Below are 17,437 nucleotides of genomic sequence, written 5' to 3'. Positions count from 1 at the left end.
AAAAAAGCGCAGAGTCCAGAGACCCGCGCGTTACCGGGTCTTTGGTCGGTGTGGGCCGACGCCCACGACCTTGAATTTGAATTTGAATTTGAATTTGAATTTGAAGCCGACTCCGAATCAGGGATTCAAAAGCCCCCTTTTGTCCTCCCCCAACTCCCACAATTTCCTCCGAATCAGCTGCTTAAGCTTTAACGCCGCCTGCGAAGCAGGCTGATCCTTCCTGCTCAGCAGGATCACCTCAAACGGCAATGCCTCCACGACGGGCACAATCTTCAGCTGATCGACGTACCGCCGGGCGGTGAACGTATCAACAACGCCAACACCACCGCCTGCCAGCACCATGTCGGCAATCACGGAATAGGTTTTGATGAACAACGCGGAATGTGGCATCAGGCCATTCTCGCGCAGGACGCGGTTGAGCACCTGCCCGAGCGGATCCTGTTGCTGGAGCATCAGCAAATCGTTTTCACACAGCCACGCCAGCGACACCGGGCCTTCGACTTCGGCATTCTTCGGTAATAACGCCACCATGTTGGCCTGATAAATCGACTCGGCGACCAGTTCCTGCGTGGCCTGCTCGCCGAACGCCAGCGCGAAATCCATTTTGTATTGCAGCAGATCCTGACTCAGCGTGTTGAAATGCCCGGTCACCAGTTCGACGCTGCCGCCGGGCGTCTGGCGGCGAAAATCCACGAGTACCGGAGCCATAACGCTGTGCCCCAGCGCGTGCGCTGAACCGATGCGCACATGCTGGCCTTCGCCCTGACGCAACTGTTCCGCCAGTTCGCCAATCGCCTGAATATGACTGAACAACGCCTCGACTTCCGGCATCAGGCGGCGGCCTTCGGGCGTGACGATCAGCCCCTGCGGTGTGCGGTCAAAAAGCGTGAAACCCAGTTGCTGCTCGGCGTGGTTCAGTACGCGGCTGACGTTGGGCTGCGAAACGTTAAGCAGACGTGCCGCGCCACTGACGCTGCCCGCCTGTAAGACCGCCTGAAAGACTTCAATGTGGCGTAAGCGCATTTATTTCTGCGTCGTCGCAAGATAAGAAAACGCGCTTAACAGGCTGATAATATTGGCGACGTTCGGGCTGTGATAACCCACGGTGACGGCGTCGATGCGCTCAACCCCCGGGATCAGGCTGAACAAGTCGGCCAGAACCGGTCTGGCGGCCATCAGCTCCAGATGGTACGGCCCGCTGAATCTTCCGGCGGTAAGCGGCGCGGGTTTGCTGACGGCAATCGTCGCCTGTTTGCGGATTTTGGCGCAGGCAATTGACGGGCTGTCGGATTCGGCGGCATTGGCGGAAATCGCGCGTTTTACGCAGACGTACTGTGATTCCGGGTAATGACGGCGGATCCAGGTTTCGAGATGATCGTCGCCGGTCACCAGCCACAGCGGAACGCTCAGTTCGGCCCCGGCGGCGGCATACAAATCACTTTCGCCAACCACGTTGCCGTTGAGTTTGACGCGGTAAAAGGCGCGGCCATTAATGGTGTGCGCCAGTACGCCGTTTTCTCCGGCGGCAGTGTGATAACCGACAAACATCAGGCCGTCGTACTGCTGCTGTTGCAGGCCTTCAACCATCGATAATCCGCGAGGTTTACCCTGCACCAGACGGGCGCGCGGGTCGATTTTGTCTGCACGCAGGTTCTGCATCATCGCGTGGCTGTCAGCGACCGTGACTTCGGTTGCGCCACCGGCAAATGCACCGTCGATGGCCGCATTCACTTCGCCTTCCATCAGCGCCCGCGCGGCATCGTAATCCGCATTGCCCGGGCTGCATTGCTCGGGGCGCATCACGCCCGCAATACCTTCGATGTCAGCAGAGATAAAGATTTTCATAATGGGTTCCCTTTTAAATTTGCGAGGTTGTCCAGAATTTCAGTCAGCCCCAGCCGGTAATGTCCGTCGAATCCACAGACGGTTTCTGCACTCAGTAAGGCATCAATAATAGCGTGTTCTGTAGAATCTGCTGCGAGCGCCAGCAGCGGTTCTAATTTTGCATCCGCCAACGTGACACCGTCACGCTGAGTGGAAAATGCCAGCGCGATATCACCCGAACCGTGACCCCAGTAGCTGCCCAGGCGCCCTAACCCGGCGCCGGCGCGTTTGGCGATCCGTCCGAGCTGGCGGCTGTCGAGATAACGGTCGCAGGCCATGATGATAATGACAGAACCGGCGTCCACCTGCGGAGCGAGTTGTGGCTGGATTTGCGCGATAGCGTCCCCGACACGCACGCCGTCTAGCGTCAGTTCGGACAACTTGCCGAAATTCGCCAGCACCAGCACGCCGAGCGTTGCGTTCAGTTCTTCACACCAGCGCGACGCCGTGCCGATCCCACCTTTAAGGCCGAAACTGCTCATGCCACGCCCGGCTCCCACGCTGCCACGGGAGAACGTTGTTGTCGCGCCGTCGAGTGCGGTCAGCGCGTCGTCTTCACTGACCGCCATCGCCTGAATATCGTTAAGATAGAAATCATTACACTCGAGGATCACCGGATTAATGGTCGCGTCCGGTCGGCCAATTTGCGGGAACTGTGCGCAACTGCGTTTCACCAGCGCGTTGAACAAGGTGCCGGTGGCGAAGGTGTTGCTGAGCAGAATGGGCGTTTGCAGTTCGCCCAGTTCCATTATCTGGGTAATCCCCATCGGTTTAGCAAATCCATTCAGCACCGCCGCGCCGCACGGCAACGGGGTTTCATAAAGGTTGTCGCCCGGCGGCACAATCGCGGTGACGCCGGTCTGGATATCCCCCGCCGCCAGCGTGCTGTGGCCGACGGTCACGCCTGCAACGTCGGTGATGGAATTGGCTGGCCCGCAGGGAAAACGCGGGTGAAAGATCTGACGCGTTTTGCGCCAGCGTTGCAGCAAGGCCGCCAGCGCCTGCTGCGTGAATTCGTCTTGATTATCTTGCGGGTGCATCAGTCTTCCGTTTCATGTCATGAGTTCAGTCAGAACTTACTTCTTCAGTTTAGGATCGAGCGTGTCACGCAGCGCGTCGCCAAGCAAATTAAACGCCAGAACCGTGAGGAATATCGCCAGACCCGGGAAAACGCTGACGTTCCATTTGCCCGCCATCATCATGTTACGGCTCATCGCCAGAATATTGCCCCACTCCGGCACGTCCGGTTCCGGGCCAAGGCCGATAAAACTCAGGCTGGCGGCGGTGAGAATGCTGGTGCCGATGCGCATGGTGAAATAGACAATCACGTTCGAAAGCGTGCCCGGCAGAATGTGGCGCAAAATCACCACGCGGTCAGGCGCACCGACGCAGCGCACCGCTTCTACGTAGGCACTTTGTTTGATGGATAACGTTGCCGCCCGCACGATGCGGGCGAAAACCGGTACGCTGAACACCGCCACGGCGATAATCACGTTATTCAGGCCGGGGCCGAGAATGGCGACAACAGCTATCGCCAGTAACATACCGGGAAACGCAAACAGAACGTCGGATCCGCGCATGATCAGCATGTCCGCCCAGCGGCCATAATAGCCCGCCAGTAACCCGAGCAAAACACCGGCAATCATGCCCAGCGTGACCGAGAAAATGCCGACGTAGAGCGAAATCCGCGCGCCATAAATAATGCGGCTGAGCACGTCGCGGCCTAAATCATCGGTGCCAAACCAGTGTTCCGGCGTCGGACCGACGCCCAGCGCCATCCAGTCCGGCGTCATCGGATCATAAGGCGCGAGCCACGGTGCAAAAATGGCCACCAGGATCAGCAGCAGAATAAATCCGCCGGACACCAGCGCCATCGGATGACGGATAAACGTCTGGAAAAAGTCGTACCACGGCGAGCGGATATCATCGCTGTGCGGGGCAACCGCTGCCGGTGGATTTTCTCCGGGCACTGAGACAGGATCGGTCATATGCAGCTCCTAGCGCAGACGAATCGCCGGATTAACCACCGCATAAAGCAGGTCAACCAGCAGATTAATCAGAATAAATTCAAAGACGAACAGCATCACCAGCGCCTGAATAACCGGCTGATCCTGCGTTTTGATGGATTCAATCAGTAACCAGCCCAGCCCCGGCCAGCTGAAGACGCTTTCGACAATAATCGAACCGCCCAGCAGGAAACCAAACTGCAAGCCGAGCATGGTAAGTATCGGGATCAGCGCGTTGCGCATGATGTGTTTCCAGGTCACCAGCCGCGCACGTAAGCCTTTCGCGTTGGCCGTGCGTACGTAATCTTCCTGCGCGACATCGAGAAACGCCGAACGGGTGAAACGCGCCATAACCGCTGCGACCGAAGAACCGAGGGTAATCGCCGGTAAAATGATGTCGGTTGGCTGGTTAAATCCGCTGACGGCAAATAGCCCAAACGGCATGGCAACAAACTGAATCAGCAGCAATCCGAGCCAGAACGGCGGCATGGAAATCCCGCCGACCGCCATACTCATCAGCGTCCAGTCCTGCCACTTGCCGCGTTTAAGCGCCGAGACCACGCCAATCACCAGCCCCAGAACCACCGACCAGGCGAAACCGGCCAGCGCCAGCAGCAACGTGGGCATAAATCCGCTTTCAATCACGCTTAGCACAGGCTGACGCGTGCGGTATGTCGTGCCCAGATCGCCATGCACCATGCCGTTGAGCCAGTGCCAGTACTGCGCCGGAAGCGGATCATTCAGGCCAAGCAGTTGCCGCGCTGACTCAACCGCCTCAATCGGCGCATCCTGACCGGCGTAAATACGCGCAGGGTCACCCGGCAGCAGCTTGATAAATCCAAATACCAGTAAGGACACCACCAGTAAAACCGGGATCATTTCCAGTATCCGGCGGAGAAAATAAGTCAGCATAAATGTGTTTCCCTGAATTCAGTAAACTCCCTCCCCGATAAAAAGGAGGGAGTAAAACAGCACCTCTGTTACTTAAACTGTGCCTGATTGAAAATCAGAGAACCGTCGGCCAGCATGTAGACGCCGGACAACGCTTTGCTCTTACCGACCAGATTGTCCGGTACGCCCAGATACGCCATCGGCGCATCGGCCCACAGCAGTTTCTGCGCATCGGCATAGGCCGCTTTACGCTTTTCAACGTCGGCGGTTTGCAGCCCGGCGGTGATCGCCGCATCGACCTGTTTGTTGCTGTAGTACGACACGTTGTACGCCGACGGGATCCACGATTCGGTCGCGAACAGCGGACGCAGTGCCCAGTCAGCATCACCGGTCGAGGCAGACCATGCGCCGTAATACATTTCAACTTTCGCATCTGCCGGTTTCGGCGTGCTCCACAGACGCTGCGTCAGGGTTCCGGCGTCCATCGGCACCAGCTTCACGCGCACGCCTATCAGCGAGAGTTGCTGTTTCAGGAACTGCGCGCTGCGAATGCGGTCGGTTTTATTCGAACTCCACATTTCCACGTCGAAGCCCTTTTCATACCCGGCTTCTTTCATCAGCTCTTTCGCTTTGGCGATGTTGTAGCTGTAATCCGGCGTAGTTTGCTTCTGATAGAACTGGACGTTTTTCGGCAGCGGCGACGTGGACGGCGAACCTAAACCGGCGAAGCCCACTTTCAGCCAGAGATTGCGGTCGATGGCGTAGTTGATTGCCTGACGGACGCGTACGTCGGAGAACTCTTTTTTCTGCGTGTTGAAGGCGATGTAATACAGGTAGATGCCAGGGTCCTGCGCAATATCGAGTTTCGGGTCGCTTTTCACGGTTTCCACCAGATCAGACGGCAGCGGATACACCGCATCCACGCCGCCCGATTTCAGTTTTGCCACCTGCGTAGAATCTTCCGGCGTCGGGTAAAGCGTTACGGAATCGACTTTCGGCCAGCCTTTCTGCCAGTAGTTGTCGTATTTCACCAGCTTCACGTCTTTGCCCTGCTGCCATTCGACAAATTTAAACGGACCGGTTCCGACCGGATGCACGCTCAGATCCTGCTCGTTCGGATACTGTTTCAGCGATGCCGGGCTGTGCATCACCGCAGACGGGTGCGCCAGCGTGTTAATCATCGCGCCGAACGGTTTATTCAGCGTGATTTTGACCTGATACGGACTGACCACATCTACCGATTTAATCATGCTGAACAGTGAGTTACGTTTAAGATGATTGGCCGGGTTCGCCAGGCGATCGAGGTTCGCTTTCACCGCATCGGCGTTAAACGGCGTGCCATCCTGGAAGGTCACGTCGTGACGCAGGTTAATAGTAAATTCTGTGGCGTCGCTGTTACTGGTGTAATCGGTCGCCAGCACCGGCACGACGGCCATTTTGTTATCGAACTGGAACAGACGTTCAAAAATGCCGCTCTGAATGGAATAACTCAGCGTATCCGTGGTGTCGTGCGGGTCAAAACCCGTCACGTCGGCATACATGGAAATGCGCAGATCTTTCGCCTGTGCGGAGGCGGCAAAACACAGCGCCAGCCCTGCGGCCAGCAGGCTTTTACGTAGGAACGTTGAGTGCATGAACTTCTCCTGTGTATTCCAAAAAAGAAAAAAATTAACGTTATGCCTGTTGTTCAGCCACCCAGTGGTGCGGCGAAACCTGGCTGTACCTGAGTTTTTCTATCTGTACACCGGCCGGATGCACCGGCGATTTCACTTCCACATCATCAAAATTGCGCAATGCACGCTGCGTCGGATCCGCCACCGGCACCGAACTGAGCAGGCGACGGGTGTAAGAGTGTTGAGGATTACTAAACACGGAGTCTCGCGGGCCAATCTCCACAATCTGACCGCTGTACATCACCGCAACCCGGTTGGCGATGCGTTCCACCACTGCCATATCGTGCGAGATAAACAGCCACGCCACGCCGGTGTCGCGCTGTAAATCCATCATCAGATTCACCACCTGCGCCTGAATAGAAACATCCAGCGCCGACACCGCTTCGTCGGCAATAATCACCTGCGGCTGCAACGCCATGGCGCGTGCGATGGCAATACGCTGCCGCTGGCCGCCGGAGAATTCATGGGGATAGCGGCGCGCAAAAGAGGGATCCAGCCCGACGCTTTTCAGCAGCTGATTCACCACCGGCGTGGCATCTGCCAGTGATTTTTTCAGGCCGTGCAGTAATAAAGGTTCAGCAATCGAAAAACCGACGGTCAGACGCGGGTTCAGCGACGCATAGGGATCCTGAAACACCATCTGGATCTGACGGCGGACGGCCTGAAACGGCGTGTCGCGCATCAGCGTGATTTCTTTGCCTTCCAGATGAATGCTTTCAGATTCGCTGCCGACCAGACGCAAAATCGCGCGCCCGGTCGTGGATTTTCCGCAGCCACTTTCCCCGACCAGCGCCAGCGTTTCGCCCGGCCAGATTGAAAAATCAATTTGCTCAACGGCGTGAACTTCTTTGGTCACACGCGACAGCACGCCGGAACGAATCGGATAACAGACCCGCAGCCCGCGCACATCCAGCAGCGGCGGCGCGTCGTAATTCGCGGTTTTCTGATCGCCGTCTGCGGCTGAAATGTGAGCCTCATCACCTGCAATCGATTGCTTATTTGCACCATTTTTAGCCGCGCCGAGCAGCGGAAAACGGCGTGGCCATTTGAGCCCGCGCATGTCGCCCAGTTTCGGCACGGCGGCCAGCAGCGCGCGGGTATAAGGATGCTGCGCATGAGCAAAAATTTCGGTCACGCTGCCCTGTTCCACCACATTGCCCTGATACATCACCACTACGCGGTCGGCAATTTCAGCGACCACGCCCATGTCATGCGTAATGAAGAGAACAGACATGTCGGTGCCCTGTTGCAGGTCACGCAGGATTTGCAGAATGCGCGCCTGCACGGTGACATCCAGCGCCGTGGTGGGTTCGTCGGCAATCAGTAATGCCGGATCACAGGCCAGCGCCTGCGCAATCATCACGCGCTGACGCATACCGCCGGAAAGTTCGTGGGGATAACATTTGAGAATGCGTTCAACGTCGGGGATACGCACCTGTTTAAGCAGTTCGCGGGCTTTGTTCAGTGCATTGGCTTTTGTCGCCATCCCGTGGTCAATCAGCCCTTCCGTGAGCTGATCGCCGACCCGTAAGACCGGGTTCAGCGACGTCATCGGTTCCTGAAAGATCATCGACATTTCGCGGCCACGCAGTTTGCGCCGCGATTCTGCCGAAAGGGAATTGAGCGCGTGGCGTGTGCCGTCGCGCCCGAAAAAATTTACGCTGCCGCCGTTGATATGGGCGGAATCCGGCAGCAGGCCCATCACGCTGAGCGACGTGACGGATTTACCGGAGCCGCTTTCGCCGACCACGGCGACGACTTCACCTTTATTAATAGAAAAGGAAACGCCCTTCAGCGCCTGAGTTTTGCCCTGACGGCCGGAAAACGTGACCGACAAATCGTTAATCTGCAAGATTGGCGATGGCTGTTCATTAATCAAAAAACGTCTCCTTTATATAGCAGTTAAAAATCAGAGCCAGACTTCGCCATTCTCGTAGCGCAATGCCGGTTCGGCGTCCTGCGCCAGCCAGATCGGGCCATCCAGATCGACACGTTCGGCCTGAACCGCCACCGGCAGCGCGGCCTCCATTGCAATGGAAGAACCGAGCATGCACCCGACCATAATCCGCAACCCCAGACGGCGGGCTTCTTCGGTCATCGCCAGCGCTTCGGTCAGCCCCCCGCACTTATCGAGTTTGATGTTGATCATCTCGTAACGGTCGCGCAGACCGGCGATATCCGAACGTTCGTGACAGCTTTCGTCGGCGCAGACAGGAATGGGATGCAAACAACGCACCAGATCTTTGTCATTGCCTGCCGGAAGCGGTTGTTCAATCATCGCCACGTTAAATTCGTGCAGCGCCTGAAACAGGCTGCCGAGATCTAAACCCTGCCAGGCTTCGTTGGCATCCACGACCAGCGTCGCCAGCGGTGCCGCCGCGCGGATAGCCGCGACCTTCTCGATAATCTGCTCGCGATCGAGTTTGATTTTCAGCAACTGCGCGCCACCGGCCACGGCAATTCCGGCCGCTTTCTCCATGTTTTCCAGAGAATCCAGGCTCAGCGTTTCAGCCGTAATCACCGAAACAGGTTTCGGCATATCAAGCAGTTGCCACAAAGTTTTGCCCTGTTTTGCCGCATCGAGACGCCACATTGCACAGTCGAGGGCATTGCGCGCAGAACCGATCGGCATCACTTCCTGCAACGCTTCACGGGTTAACCCCTCTTCAACCAGCGGACGGATTAAATCCAGCTGTTCGCAGACACTTTGCGGGGATTCCTGATAATGCGCAGTGGGCGTGCATTCGCCGGTTGCGGTAAATTCACCGTCCGTCAGGGTCACACGCACCACCGTCACCGCGGTGCGGGTGCCGCGTGAAATCGCAAAAGGCTTAGCCAGCGGCAGTTCGGCTGACAGGAAAGTCATCTGAGTCATCAGCCGTTATCCCTGATCCATTGCGCGATGTTTTTGATGCCGAACCGCACCGGATCGGTCGCCGGAACGCCAAATTCTTCACTGATTTCAGCCAGCGCGATTTTGGCTTCTTCTTCACTCACGGCAGAGGTGTTCAGCGAGAAACCGGCAATTCTGACGTCCGGGCTGGTAAGGCTGGCCGCCGCCAGATTGGTGTCCAGACACTGGCGCAGCGTCGGCATAAACTGATGCGGCAGATGGCGCATGTGCGGGCGGCCAAGTTCATGACACATCACCAGCAAATGCGCCTGCGCGCCGTGGATCAGGCCCATGCTGACGCCTGCAAATGACGGATGATAAAGCGAACCCTGCCCTTCAATGATGTCCCAGTGATCGTCGTCATTGGCAGGTGCCAGCGCTTCTACTGCACCGGAAATAAAGTCAGCGATCACGGCATCAATCGCAATACCCGCACCGGCCACCAGCACGCCGGTCTGGCCGGTTGCGCGGAAATCGGCTTTCAAATCCAGTTCACGCATGGCAGATTCCAGCGCCAGCGAGGTATACATTTTGCCGACGGAACAGTCCGTGCCGACGGTCAGAATACGTTTGCCGCTGCGCTTCTTACCGGTGCCGGTATCCAGCTCAGGCTGCATATGGCGAACATCGAACAGTTGCACGTTATGCTCAGCGGCCAGTTCCACCAGCTCAGGAATATCGTTCAACCCCTGATGCAAACCGTTCGCCACGTTCAGCCCGGCGCGGATCGCCGTTTTAATGGAATCAAGCCAGTGTTTAGGTAATTTTCCGCCCGAATTCGCCGTACCCAGCACCATGGTTTTTGCGCCCTGCGCGACCGCTGCGTCGATATCCAGATCCGGCAGCCCGAGGGAGACAGAGTCCGTCGCCAGACGAATTTGCCCGACGCACGCTTCAGGGCGCCAGACGTGTATGCCGCGCGCCGTTTTCGCCGCCAGCGGATCCATTACATCGCCCAGGAATAACAGGTAAGGCTTGGGTATTTGCTGCATGTCAGTTTCTCCGGAAATGAATTTTAGAATGTGTTTTAAGTCAGGCCGGAGATCACTATTCCACGGGCGACTCAACCCGGCGAATACTTGTTTAGCGCTGGGGTATAACCTCAGGCTATAGGTTTCAGTTTATTGAATTTATGGGGTTATTTATGACGTACAGGGAGAGAAGAACAGTGAGCTAAGAGCGGGGAATTCACGGAAAAACAGCAATAAAAAAAGGCAGAGCCAATGAACTCTGCCTTTGCGATTACCTTTTTCAGACACAGAATGGGGTAATAATTTTGTTCACTAACTTAGAAGCGGTAAGTCAGTGCTACAGCAACGATGTCGTCAGAGCTTACGCCCAGTTTGTTGTTGTCATCGATCTGGTTGATCATGTAGTCAACATAGGTGTACATGTTTTTGTTGAAGTAGTAAGTCGCACCGATTTCGAAGTATTTGACCAGGTCAGCATCGCCCACGCCTTCAACATCTTTCGCTTTAGACTGAACGTAACCGATTGACGGACGCAGACCGTTTTCGAACTGGTACTGTGCAACTAACTCATAACCCTGAGTTTTATTGGCAAAACCACTGGTACCAGAAACTTTGATTGGTGCCTGATTGCGGGTTTCGTTATACATTGCTGCCAGGTAAACCTGGTTTGCATCGTATTTCAGGCCAGTTGCCCATGCAGAAGCTTTGTCGCCTTTACCGTAAGTCCCGTTGGTTTGTGCATTTGTACGGTCTGAAGAAGAACCCGCGATAACAGCACCGATACCGGAACCAGCGATGTCTTCATAATCGATAGATGCACCATAACCGTCGCCGTTGCCTTTAGACGTTGCACGACCGTCATTTTCGTTTTTACCCTGATATTGCAGGGCAACGTTCAGACCGGTGACCAGACCGAAGAAGTCCTGGTTACGGTAAGTGGCCAGGCCGTTAGAACGACCCACCATGAAGTTGTCGGAGTTAGCGGTATCACCACCAAACTCTGGCAGCATATCGGTGAAGCCCAGTGCGTCATAAACCACACCGTAGTTACGGCCGTAGTCAATTGAACCGAAGTTTTTGATTTTCAGACCCGCAAAGCCCAGACGAGTTTTAGTTCCTTCAGTCCCGCCGTAGCTGCTGGTTGAACCATCTTTATTAACCACAGTTGATGTGCTTTCAGTGTGGTTAGCCTGAATGTTGTATTCCCACTGACCATAACCGGTCAGTGTGTCATTAATTTGAGTTTCACCCTTAAAGCCCAGACGCGCATAAGTTTTGTCGCCGTCTGAACCGGTGTCATCAGAGAAATAATGCTTAGCGGTTACACGACCGTAAAGGTCCAGTTTATTGCCATCTTTGTTATAAATTTCGGCTGCATTTGCGGTAGAACCCACTGCAATTAAAGAGACCGCTAAGGCCAGCACACTGCGCTTCATCATTATTTAAGATTCCTTGATTTTTTTATAAAGGATTTCTCATGCCCGCTTTATTTAAATATCTGAATATCGGGCTGTGAGTATTTGTACATGTTTTTAAATGCGTCTGTCTGTAAAACGATTTGAACCTTAACACTGAGCACAAAAAGTTAAAATGGAAAAGTTCGCCACACTAAGTCTTTTTTGAGTAAAGAGATGTAACAATATATTTCTATTATAAGTCTCTAACCCCCTGATTATATGCGGTTTTCGCATAACGTTTTGCACCATTATGGTGCCACGCATTATTTTGGTGCACTTGAAGTTTACTTTTGTAAAGCAGTTGCAAGCGGGATCACCTTTCTCAAAAGGTTTTTTACTGTTAACAATCGTTAATGAATTCACAATAGGAAAATGAGTAGTGCATTTAAATAGTGCATAGCAGAGTAATTATTTTACTGATAAGTTCATTAGCGAATAAATAGAAAATGCGACCATAAGATTTTTGTACTACGCAATTTCATCCGCATTCGGACTTTTAATAAAAGACCTGAGTGAAATAAAGCCAAATTGAATCTGAAAATAATTTCGCGGGTGATTGAATTGAACAAAGCGGGGAATTTATTACTGCCCGTTTTGATTTTTTTCTATTCAAAACGGGCGTATGTTTAATTATCAGACAATTTTATTTTGCGGCGAAAGCACATTTATCATGCTTCTGTGCTGATCAAAAGGTCTCCCAGGTTTCCTCTGTTCCCGCAAAACTGTTTTTTTGCGGCAGGATTTTCTGCTCAGGACGTTTTCCACTCACCTTTTTGTCTTCATGCGTGACCGGCAGGGTCTGCGGGTTTATTTGAAACACGGAGACAGCCTGCGTCAGATGGCTGGCCTGTTCTTCCAGCGCGATCGCTGCCGTAGCCGATTCCTGCACCAGCAAGGCATTCTGCTGCGTAACGCGGTCCATCTCTGTAACAGCGGTGCCCACCTGATCAATCCCACGGCTTTGCTCATCTGATGCCGAGGCAATTTCAGCCATGATATCCGTTACCCGGGTGACCGCATTGACGATTTCACTCATGGTTTCACCGGCGCTTTCCACCAGCTCAGAACCTGTTCCAACCTTTTCAACAGAATCGTCGATCAGCATTTTGATCTGCTTTGCCGCTTCTGCACTGCGTTGCGCCAGATTACGAACTTCCCCGGCGACCACGGCAAACCCGCGCCCTTCTTCTCCGGCCCGCGCGGCTTCAACTGCCGCATTGAGTGCAAGAATGTTGGTCTGGAATGCAATGCTGTCGATGACATTGGTGATGTCGGCAATTTTCTGCGAACTGTCGGTAATTTCGACCATGGTGAGCACAACGTTATCAACGACCTTGCCGCCCCGGCGGGCAATTTCTGACGCATTGAGTGCCAGGCTGCTTGCCTGAGAGGCATTTTCGGCATTCTGTTTCACTGTCGCCGTCAGCTCAACCATGCTGGCCGCCGTTTCTTCCAGGGCGACGGCCTGCTGCTCGGTACGGGAAGAGAGATCTTTATTGCCTGTCGAAATCTCAACGGCACCCGTAAGGATAACGTCAGCACTCAATCGCACTTTGCCGACGGTATTCGAAAGCTCATCCTGCATATGCCGCAATGTATCGGCAAGCTGGCCGATTTCATTGGTGCCCTGCACATCAATCCTGGTGTTCAGTTTCCCTGCTGCAATCTGGCGAATCGCTTCGATACTTTTATTAAGAGGCGTAATGAGGGAGATGCGGATGCCTTTCCAGACGATAACGAACATGATCAGTACGACCAGCAGCATACCCGCCGTGATCCAGATTGCGGTACGGTAAGAACGGGCGCTGCCCTCCCTGGCCTTGTGGTAACGGTCGTCAATATGCTTCAGATAGCGATCGTATTCAGCACTAAAACCATTCTGGTAACTTCCCGTCGGCTGGCTGTTAGCGGCAGCAATATTCCCCTCACGCATATAACCAATCAGCTCGACGAGTGCCCCGTGAAATATGTCGTACTGACGCTGAATTTCTGCTGAGTCATTTCCCACTTGTTTCGACTGCGACAAATAGGAATTCCAGTTTTTCTCTGCCTGCTTAAGCGACTGGCTGGCCTGATTGAGGACATCATTGACATCAATGTTCACATCCCCTTTCTGACCTTCAACCAGAAATTGGATCGCTGCCACACTGATGGTGGCGCGCGCTTCCAGAAGCGCTACCCAGGTGTTGTTAAGGGCCGATTGTTGCTGCCGGATTATCTGAAAAGTCATGATATTTTCGTTTTCATGCTTGAGAGATTTAAAGAACAACACGCCGGAACTGAGTTGCAGAAATCCAAATAAGCACAGAATAATTACAAAACTAGTCACTACCTTTAATCTATTTAACATATTCTTTTACATACCTTTTTTTCAGAAAACCATAAAGATATTTATCGGTGTTTACTGAAAAAACTGTTGTAAAAAAGTACGTCTTTCTTCGGAGGATTGAACATTAAAGCAAGAATGCAGCCCCTTCCGGTTACTGAAAAGGGGCTAAGAAGGCGGGATAATTAACGAAACTGTGCGGCGTGGAGTTGTGCGTAACGTCCCTGAAGGGACAGCAGGGATTCGTGCGTTCCCTGCTCGACGATGCCTTCTTTGTCGACCACGATAATGCGGTCGGCATTCTGGATCGTCGCCAGGCGGTGCGCGATGACCAGCGTGGTTCGCCCTTCGGAAAGCTCAGCCAGCGATTGCTGAATGGCTTGTTCGGTTGCGGTATCCAGCGCGGAGGTCGCTTCATCAAGGATCAGGATCGGCGGATTCTTGAGGAAGATACGAGCAATGGAAAGCCGCTGTTTCTGGCCGCCGGACAGTTTAACGCCCCGCTCACCGATTACCGTGTCCATCCCCAGTGGCAGCGCGTCAATCACATCATCAAGGCGCGCACGGCTGGCGGCAAGACGGATTTCTTCTTCGCTGGCATCCAGTTTGCCATAAGCAATGTTCTCGCGGATTGTGCCGCCAAACAGGAAGACGTCCTGCTGCACAATGCCGATGTTGTGGCGCAGCGAGGTTTGCGTCATATCACGGATATCAATGCCATCGATGGTGATACTGCCGCTGTCAATTTCATAGAAACGGGGCAGCAGCGAGCACAGCGTGGTCTTCCCCGCACCGGACGGCCCGACAAACGCCAGCGTTTCACCGGCATTAATCGACAGCGTGATCCCGTTCAGAATTTTGCTGGCAGGCGTATAGCCAAACACCACATTCTCATAATGTATGTCGCCGCGCAGATGGCTGACGACCTGCGCGTCCGGGCGATCAACGATATCCGGCGCCGTGTCGATCAGTTGTGTAAAGCGTTTAAAACCGGCAATGCCTTTCGGATAGCTTTCCAGAACCGAGCTGATTTTCGCCACCGGGCGGAAAAATACTTCCACCAGCAGCAGGAAACCGACGAAGCCGCCGTAAGTCAGCTGGTCATTGATTACGTACCAGGTGCCCGCGACCATCACGATCAGCTGGACCAGACGCGTGCTCAGATAACTCAGCGTCAGGCTGGCGGTCATGATCTGATAGGCTTTCAGCTTCGTCGTCCGGTATTTATCGTTGTCATGCGCGAACAGTTTTTGTTCATGCTCTTCGTTGGCGAAGGCTTTCACCACGCGGATACCGCCGATGCTTTCTTCTATACGGGCGTTGAAATTCCCCACCTGCCCGAACAGCCGCCGCCAGGTTTCCGTCATTTGCGCCCCGTAACGGCTGACCATCCAGGTCATCGCGGGCACAATAATGATGGTCATCAGCGCCAGTTGCATATGCACGGTTGCCATCAGAATAAAGGCCCCAATGAAGGTCATCACCGCAATAAACACGTCTTCCGGCCCGTGGTGCGCGACTTCCCCGACCTCTTCCAGATCTTTGGTCACATGCGTAATGATATGGCCGGTTTTGGTATTGTCGTAATAACGGAAAGAGAGTTTCTGTAAATGGCTGAAAGCCTGACGGCGCATGTCGGTTTCAATCCCGACGCCCAGCGCGTGACCCCAGTAGTTCACAATCGCCATCAGCGCGGTGTTAAACAGATAGATCAGCAGCAAGCCGACCGTTGCACCGATGATCAGCACCCAGTCGTGGGCAGGCAGAAGCTTATCAATGAACGTTTTGATCGCCATCGGAAAACCCAGTTCCAGCAATCCGGCGAGGATCGCGCATCCGAAGTCGAGGAAGAACAGTTTTTTATAAGGCGCGTAATAAGAGAAAAAACGGCGGAGCATCATGCATCCTCTAATTAAGAATACCAGCCTGTAAAGGCGAAGCGACCAGTCTAGATGAAAATTGTTATCAATCAGAGAATTTTATGTGCCTGCGTGTGAGACGCGTTCCAGGCAAACCGGCATTCTCTTTTGATCTGGTTAAAAAAATCGGAGATACTGTTTAAATACACAGTAAACAATCATAGCGAAAGAATAAGGGCACGTCATGGGAGAATTTACCGGTTTCACGCAGTCAGGCCTGAACTTCCTGCAGGCGCTGCGCCAGAACAACAATAAAGAGTGGTTCGACGAAAATCGTGATATTTATCAGGAACATCTTCTCGATCCGATGCGCAAGCTGGTCGAAGATTTGAGTCAAGATATGGTCATCATTGATGATTTGTTCGAAACGCGTCCGGCGATTGGGAAAACCATTTCCAGAATGCACCGCGATACACGCTTCTCTCACGACAAATCTATTTATCGTTGCAACCTCTGGCTGACGTTCAAACGGTCACGTAAAAACTGGACCGATGCGCCGGTATACTTCTTTGAATTCGGTCAGGACTGGTGGCGTTACGGGCTGGGTTATTACAGCGCCTCAAAAACCACGATGGATCTTTTCCGCCAGCAGCTTCTGAAAAAGCCCGCAGAATTTCTGAAAATGGCGAAATGCATCGAGCCGAATTTCACCATCGAAGGCGATAGCTATAAACGCCCGCTGATTAAAGATCAGGATCCGGCGCTGGCGGCCTGGTACAACAAAAAATCCTTTGCGCTGATGAGTTCCCACATGGATATGGAGCCGGTTTTGAGCAGTGAACTGGTGGGGATTTTAAGGGCTGATTTTCTGCGCATAGCGCCGTTGTATCAGATGCTCATTGGGATCGAGGGAATGAAGAGGAACCAACTGCCGTTGGGGGAAGAGTGATGTTCATGGGCTCGCCGCCCAAACGGGCCCAACGGATTGAGAACATTTCGGTTTTTCACTTGCCGTGAGGCTGAGCGCTGACCGAGAATATTTCGGTTTTTCAATAACTGTGTTCACTTAACACGCTGCGCCGAAACCGACAAAGAGGGAGGAAAGCGCCTCCCTCTTTGATCTCCCACGCTTTTTTCACTGCGCGCTGCCGCTCGTAGGCTATGTTTCAGACACAATAGTGATTGCCGCGAAAACTTGCCGCTGCGCGGTACCTTCATTTCGGTCTTCGAGCCTTTCGGTCTCGAAACACTCATTCAGCAAGCTTTCTGAAAGCGACCACTGGCTATGTAATTCGGAAGAATAATGCTGGTGTTTATGCTCCTTCCCCTTGGCAAGGGGAAGGTTGGGATGGGGTTCGAAATGGCAACTTTGAAGGTGAGTTGTTTGCTAAACCCCCTCCCGACCTCCCCCTTCGCAGGGGGAGGAGCAAACCAACTTACTGTTATGAATGAAAAAAAATCCTCCAGCCGCTTTCAA

General features: G+C 53.7%; 13 protein-coding genes. 1 reads left to right on the top strand and 12 read right to left on the bottom strand.

Annotation, left to right across the window (positions count from 1 at the left end; translation table 11 throughout):
* Positions 1 to 117 precede the first annotated feature (117 nt).
* From IV433_RS21270 to IV433_RS21215, 12 genes are all read right to left on the bottom strand, one after another.
* Positions 118 to 1,023 (bottom strand): LysR family transcriptional regulator, encoded by a 906-nt coding sequence (locus IV433_RS21270; protein ID WP_195815815.1) that lies wholly within the window; start codon positions 1,021 to 1,023, stop codon positions 118 to 120.
* On the bottom strand, positions 1,024 to 1,845 hold the full coding sequence (locus IV433_RS21265; RefSeq protein WP_195815814.1) for a M55 family metallopeptidase: 822 nt from the start codon (positions 1,843 to 1,845) through the stop codon (positions 1,024 to 1,026).
* Positions 1,842 to 2,924: a P1 family peptidase gene (locus IV433_RS21260; RefSeq protein WP_195815813.1), complete on the bottom strand. Its 1,083-nt coding sequence runs from the start codon at positions 2,922 to 2,924 to the stop codon at positions 1,842 to 1,844. The genes IV433_RS21265 and IV433_RS21260 overlap by 4 nt, the downstream gene beginning before the upstream one ends.
* A 36-nt stretch (positions 2,925 to 2,960) precedes the next feature.
* Positions 2,961 to 3,872, bottom strand: coding sequence for an ABC transporter permease subunit (locus tag IV433_RS21255; RefSeq protein ID WP_195815812.1), 912 nt, complete (start codon positions 3,870 to 3,872; stop codon positions 2,961 to 2,963).
* Positions 3,873 to 3,881: 9 nt separating this feature from the next.
* Positions 3,882 to 4,802, bottom strand: coding sequence for an ABC transporter permease subunit (locus IV433_RS21250; RefSeq protein ID WP_195815811.1), 921 nt, complete (start codon positions 4,800 to 4,802; stop codon positions 3,882 to 3,884).
* 68 nt (positions 4,803 to 4,870) lie between these two features.
* The gene (locus tag IV433_RS21245; protein ID WP_165057831.1) at positions 4,871 to 6,415 is read right to left on the bottom strand and encodes a glutathione ABC transporter substrate-binding protein; all 1,545 of its coding nucleotides are present in this window, start codon (positions 6,413 to 6,415) and stop codon (positions 4,871 to 4,873) included.
* A 40-nt stretch (positions 6,416 to 6,455) separates the two neighbouring features.
* The gene (locus IV433_RS21240; RefSeq protein ID WP_195815810.1) at positions 6,456 to 8,333 is read right to left on the bottom strand and encodes an ABC transporter ATP-binding protein; all 1,878 of its coding nucleotides are present in this window, start codon (positions 8,331 to 8,333) and stop codon (positions 6,456 to 6,458) included.
* A 30-nt stretch (positions 8,334 to 8,363) separates the two neighbouring features.
* Positions 8,364 to 9,329 carry an N-acetyl-D-Glu racemase DgcA gene (gene dgcA / locus IV433_RS21235; RefSeq protein ID WP_195815809.1) on the bottom strand — a complete coding sequence of 322 codons (966 nt, stop codon included), beginning with the start codon at positions 9,327 to 9,329 and terminating at the stop codon, positions 8,364 to 8,366.
* Complete coding sequence (dgcN, locus tag IV433_RS21230) at positions 9,329 to 10,339, bottom strand: N-acetyltransferase DgcN (protein WP_195815808.1); 1,011 nt, start codon at positions 10,337 to 10,339, stop codon at positions 9,329 to 9,331. The genes dgcA and dgcN overlap by 1 nt, the downstream gene beginning before the upstream one ends.
* Positions 10,340 to 10,635: 296 nt before the next feature.
* Positions 10,636 to 11,757, bottom strand: a complete 1,122-nt coding sequence (locus tag IV433_RS21225) for a porin (protein ID WP_305079906.1) — start codon at positions 11,755 to 11,757, stop codon at positions 10,636 to 10,638.
* Positions 11,758 to 12,460: 703 nt separating this feature from the next.
* Entirely contained in the window at positions 12,461 to 14,125 is a 1,665-nt protein-coding gene (locus IV433_RS21220; protein WP_195815807.1) for a methyl-accepting chemotaxis protein, read from the bottom strand.
* Positions 14,126 to 14,286: 161 nt separating this feature from the next.
* Positions 14,287 to 15,999: an ABC transporter ATP-binding protein gene (locus tag IV433_RS21215; protein ID WP_195815806.1), complete on the bottom strand. Its 1,713-nt coding sequence runs from the start codon at positions 15,997 to 15,999 to the stop codon at positions 14,287 to 14,289.
* 205 nt (positions 16,000 to 16,204) lie between these two features.
* Between IV433_RS21215 and IV433_RS21210 the strand changes: the two genes are divergently transcribed.
* On the top strand, positions 16,205 to 16,909 hold the full coding sequence (locus IV433_RS21210) for a DUF2461 domain-containing protein (RefSeq protein ID WP_195815805.1): 705 nt from the start codon (positions 16,205 to 16,207) through the stop codon (positions 16,907 to 16,909).
* Positions 16,910 to 17,437 lie beyond the last annotated feature (528 nt).

The sequence above is a fragment of the Rahnella laticis genome, assembly GCF_015644585.1.
Lineage (GTDB): Bacteria > Pseudomonadota > Gammaproteobacteria > Enterobacterales > Enterobacteriaceae > Rahnella > Rahnella laticis.
Note: the sequence above shows the minus strand (reverse complement) of the source record. Positions and strands in the feature narration are given on the sequence as shown.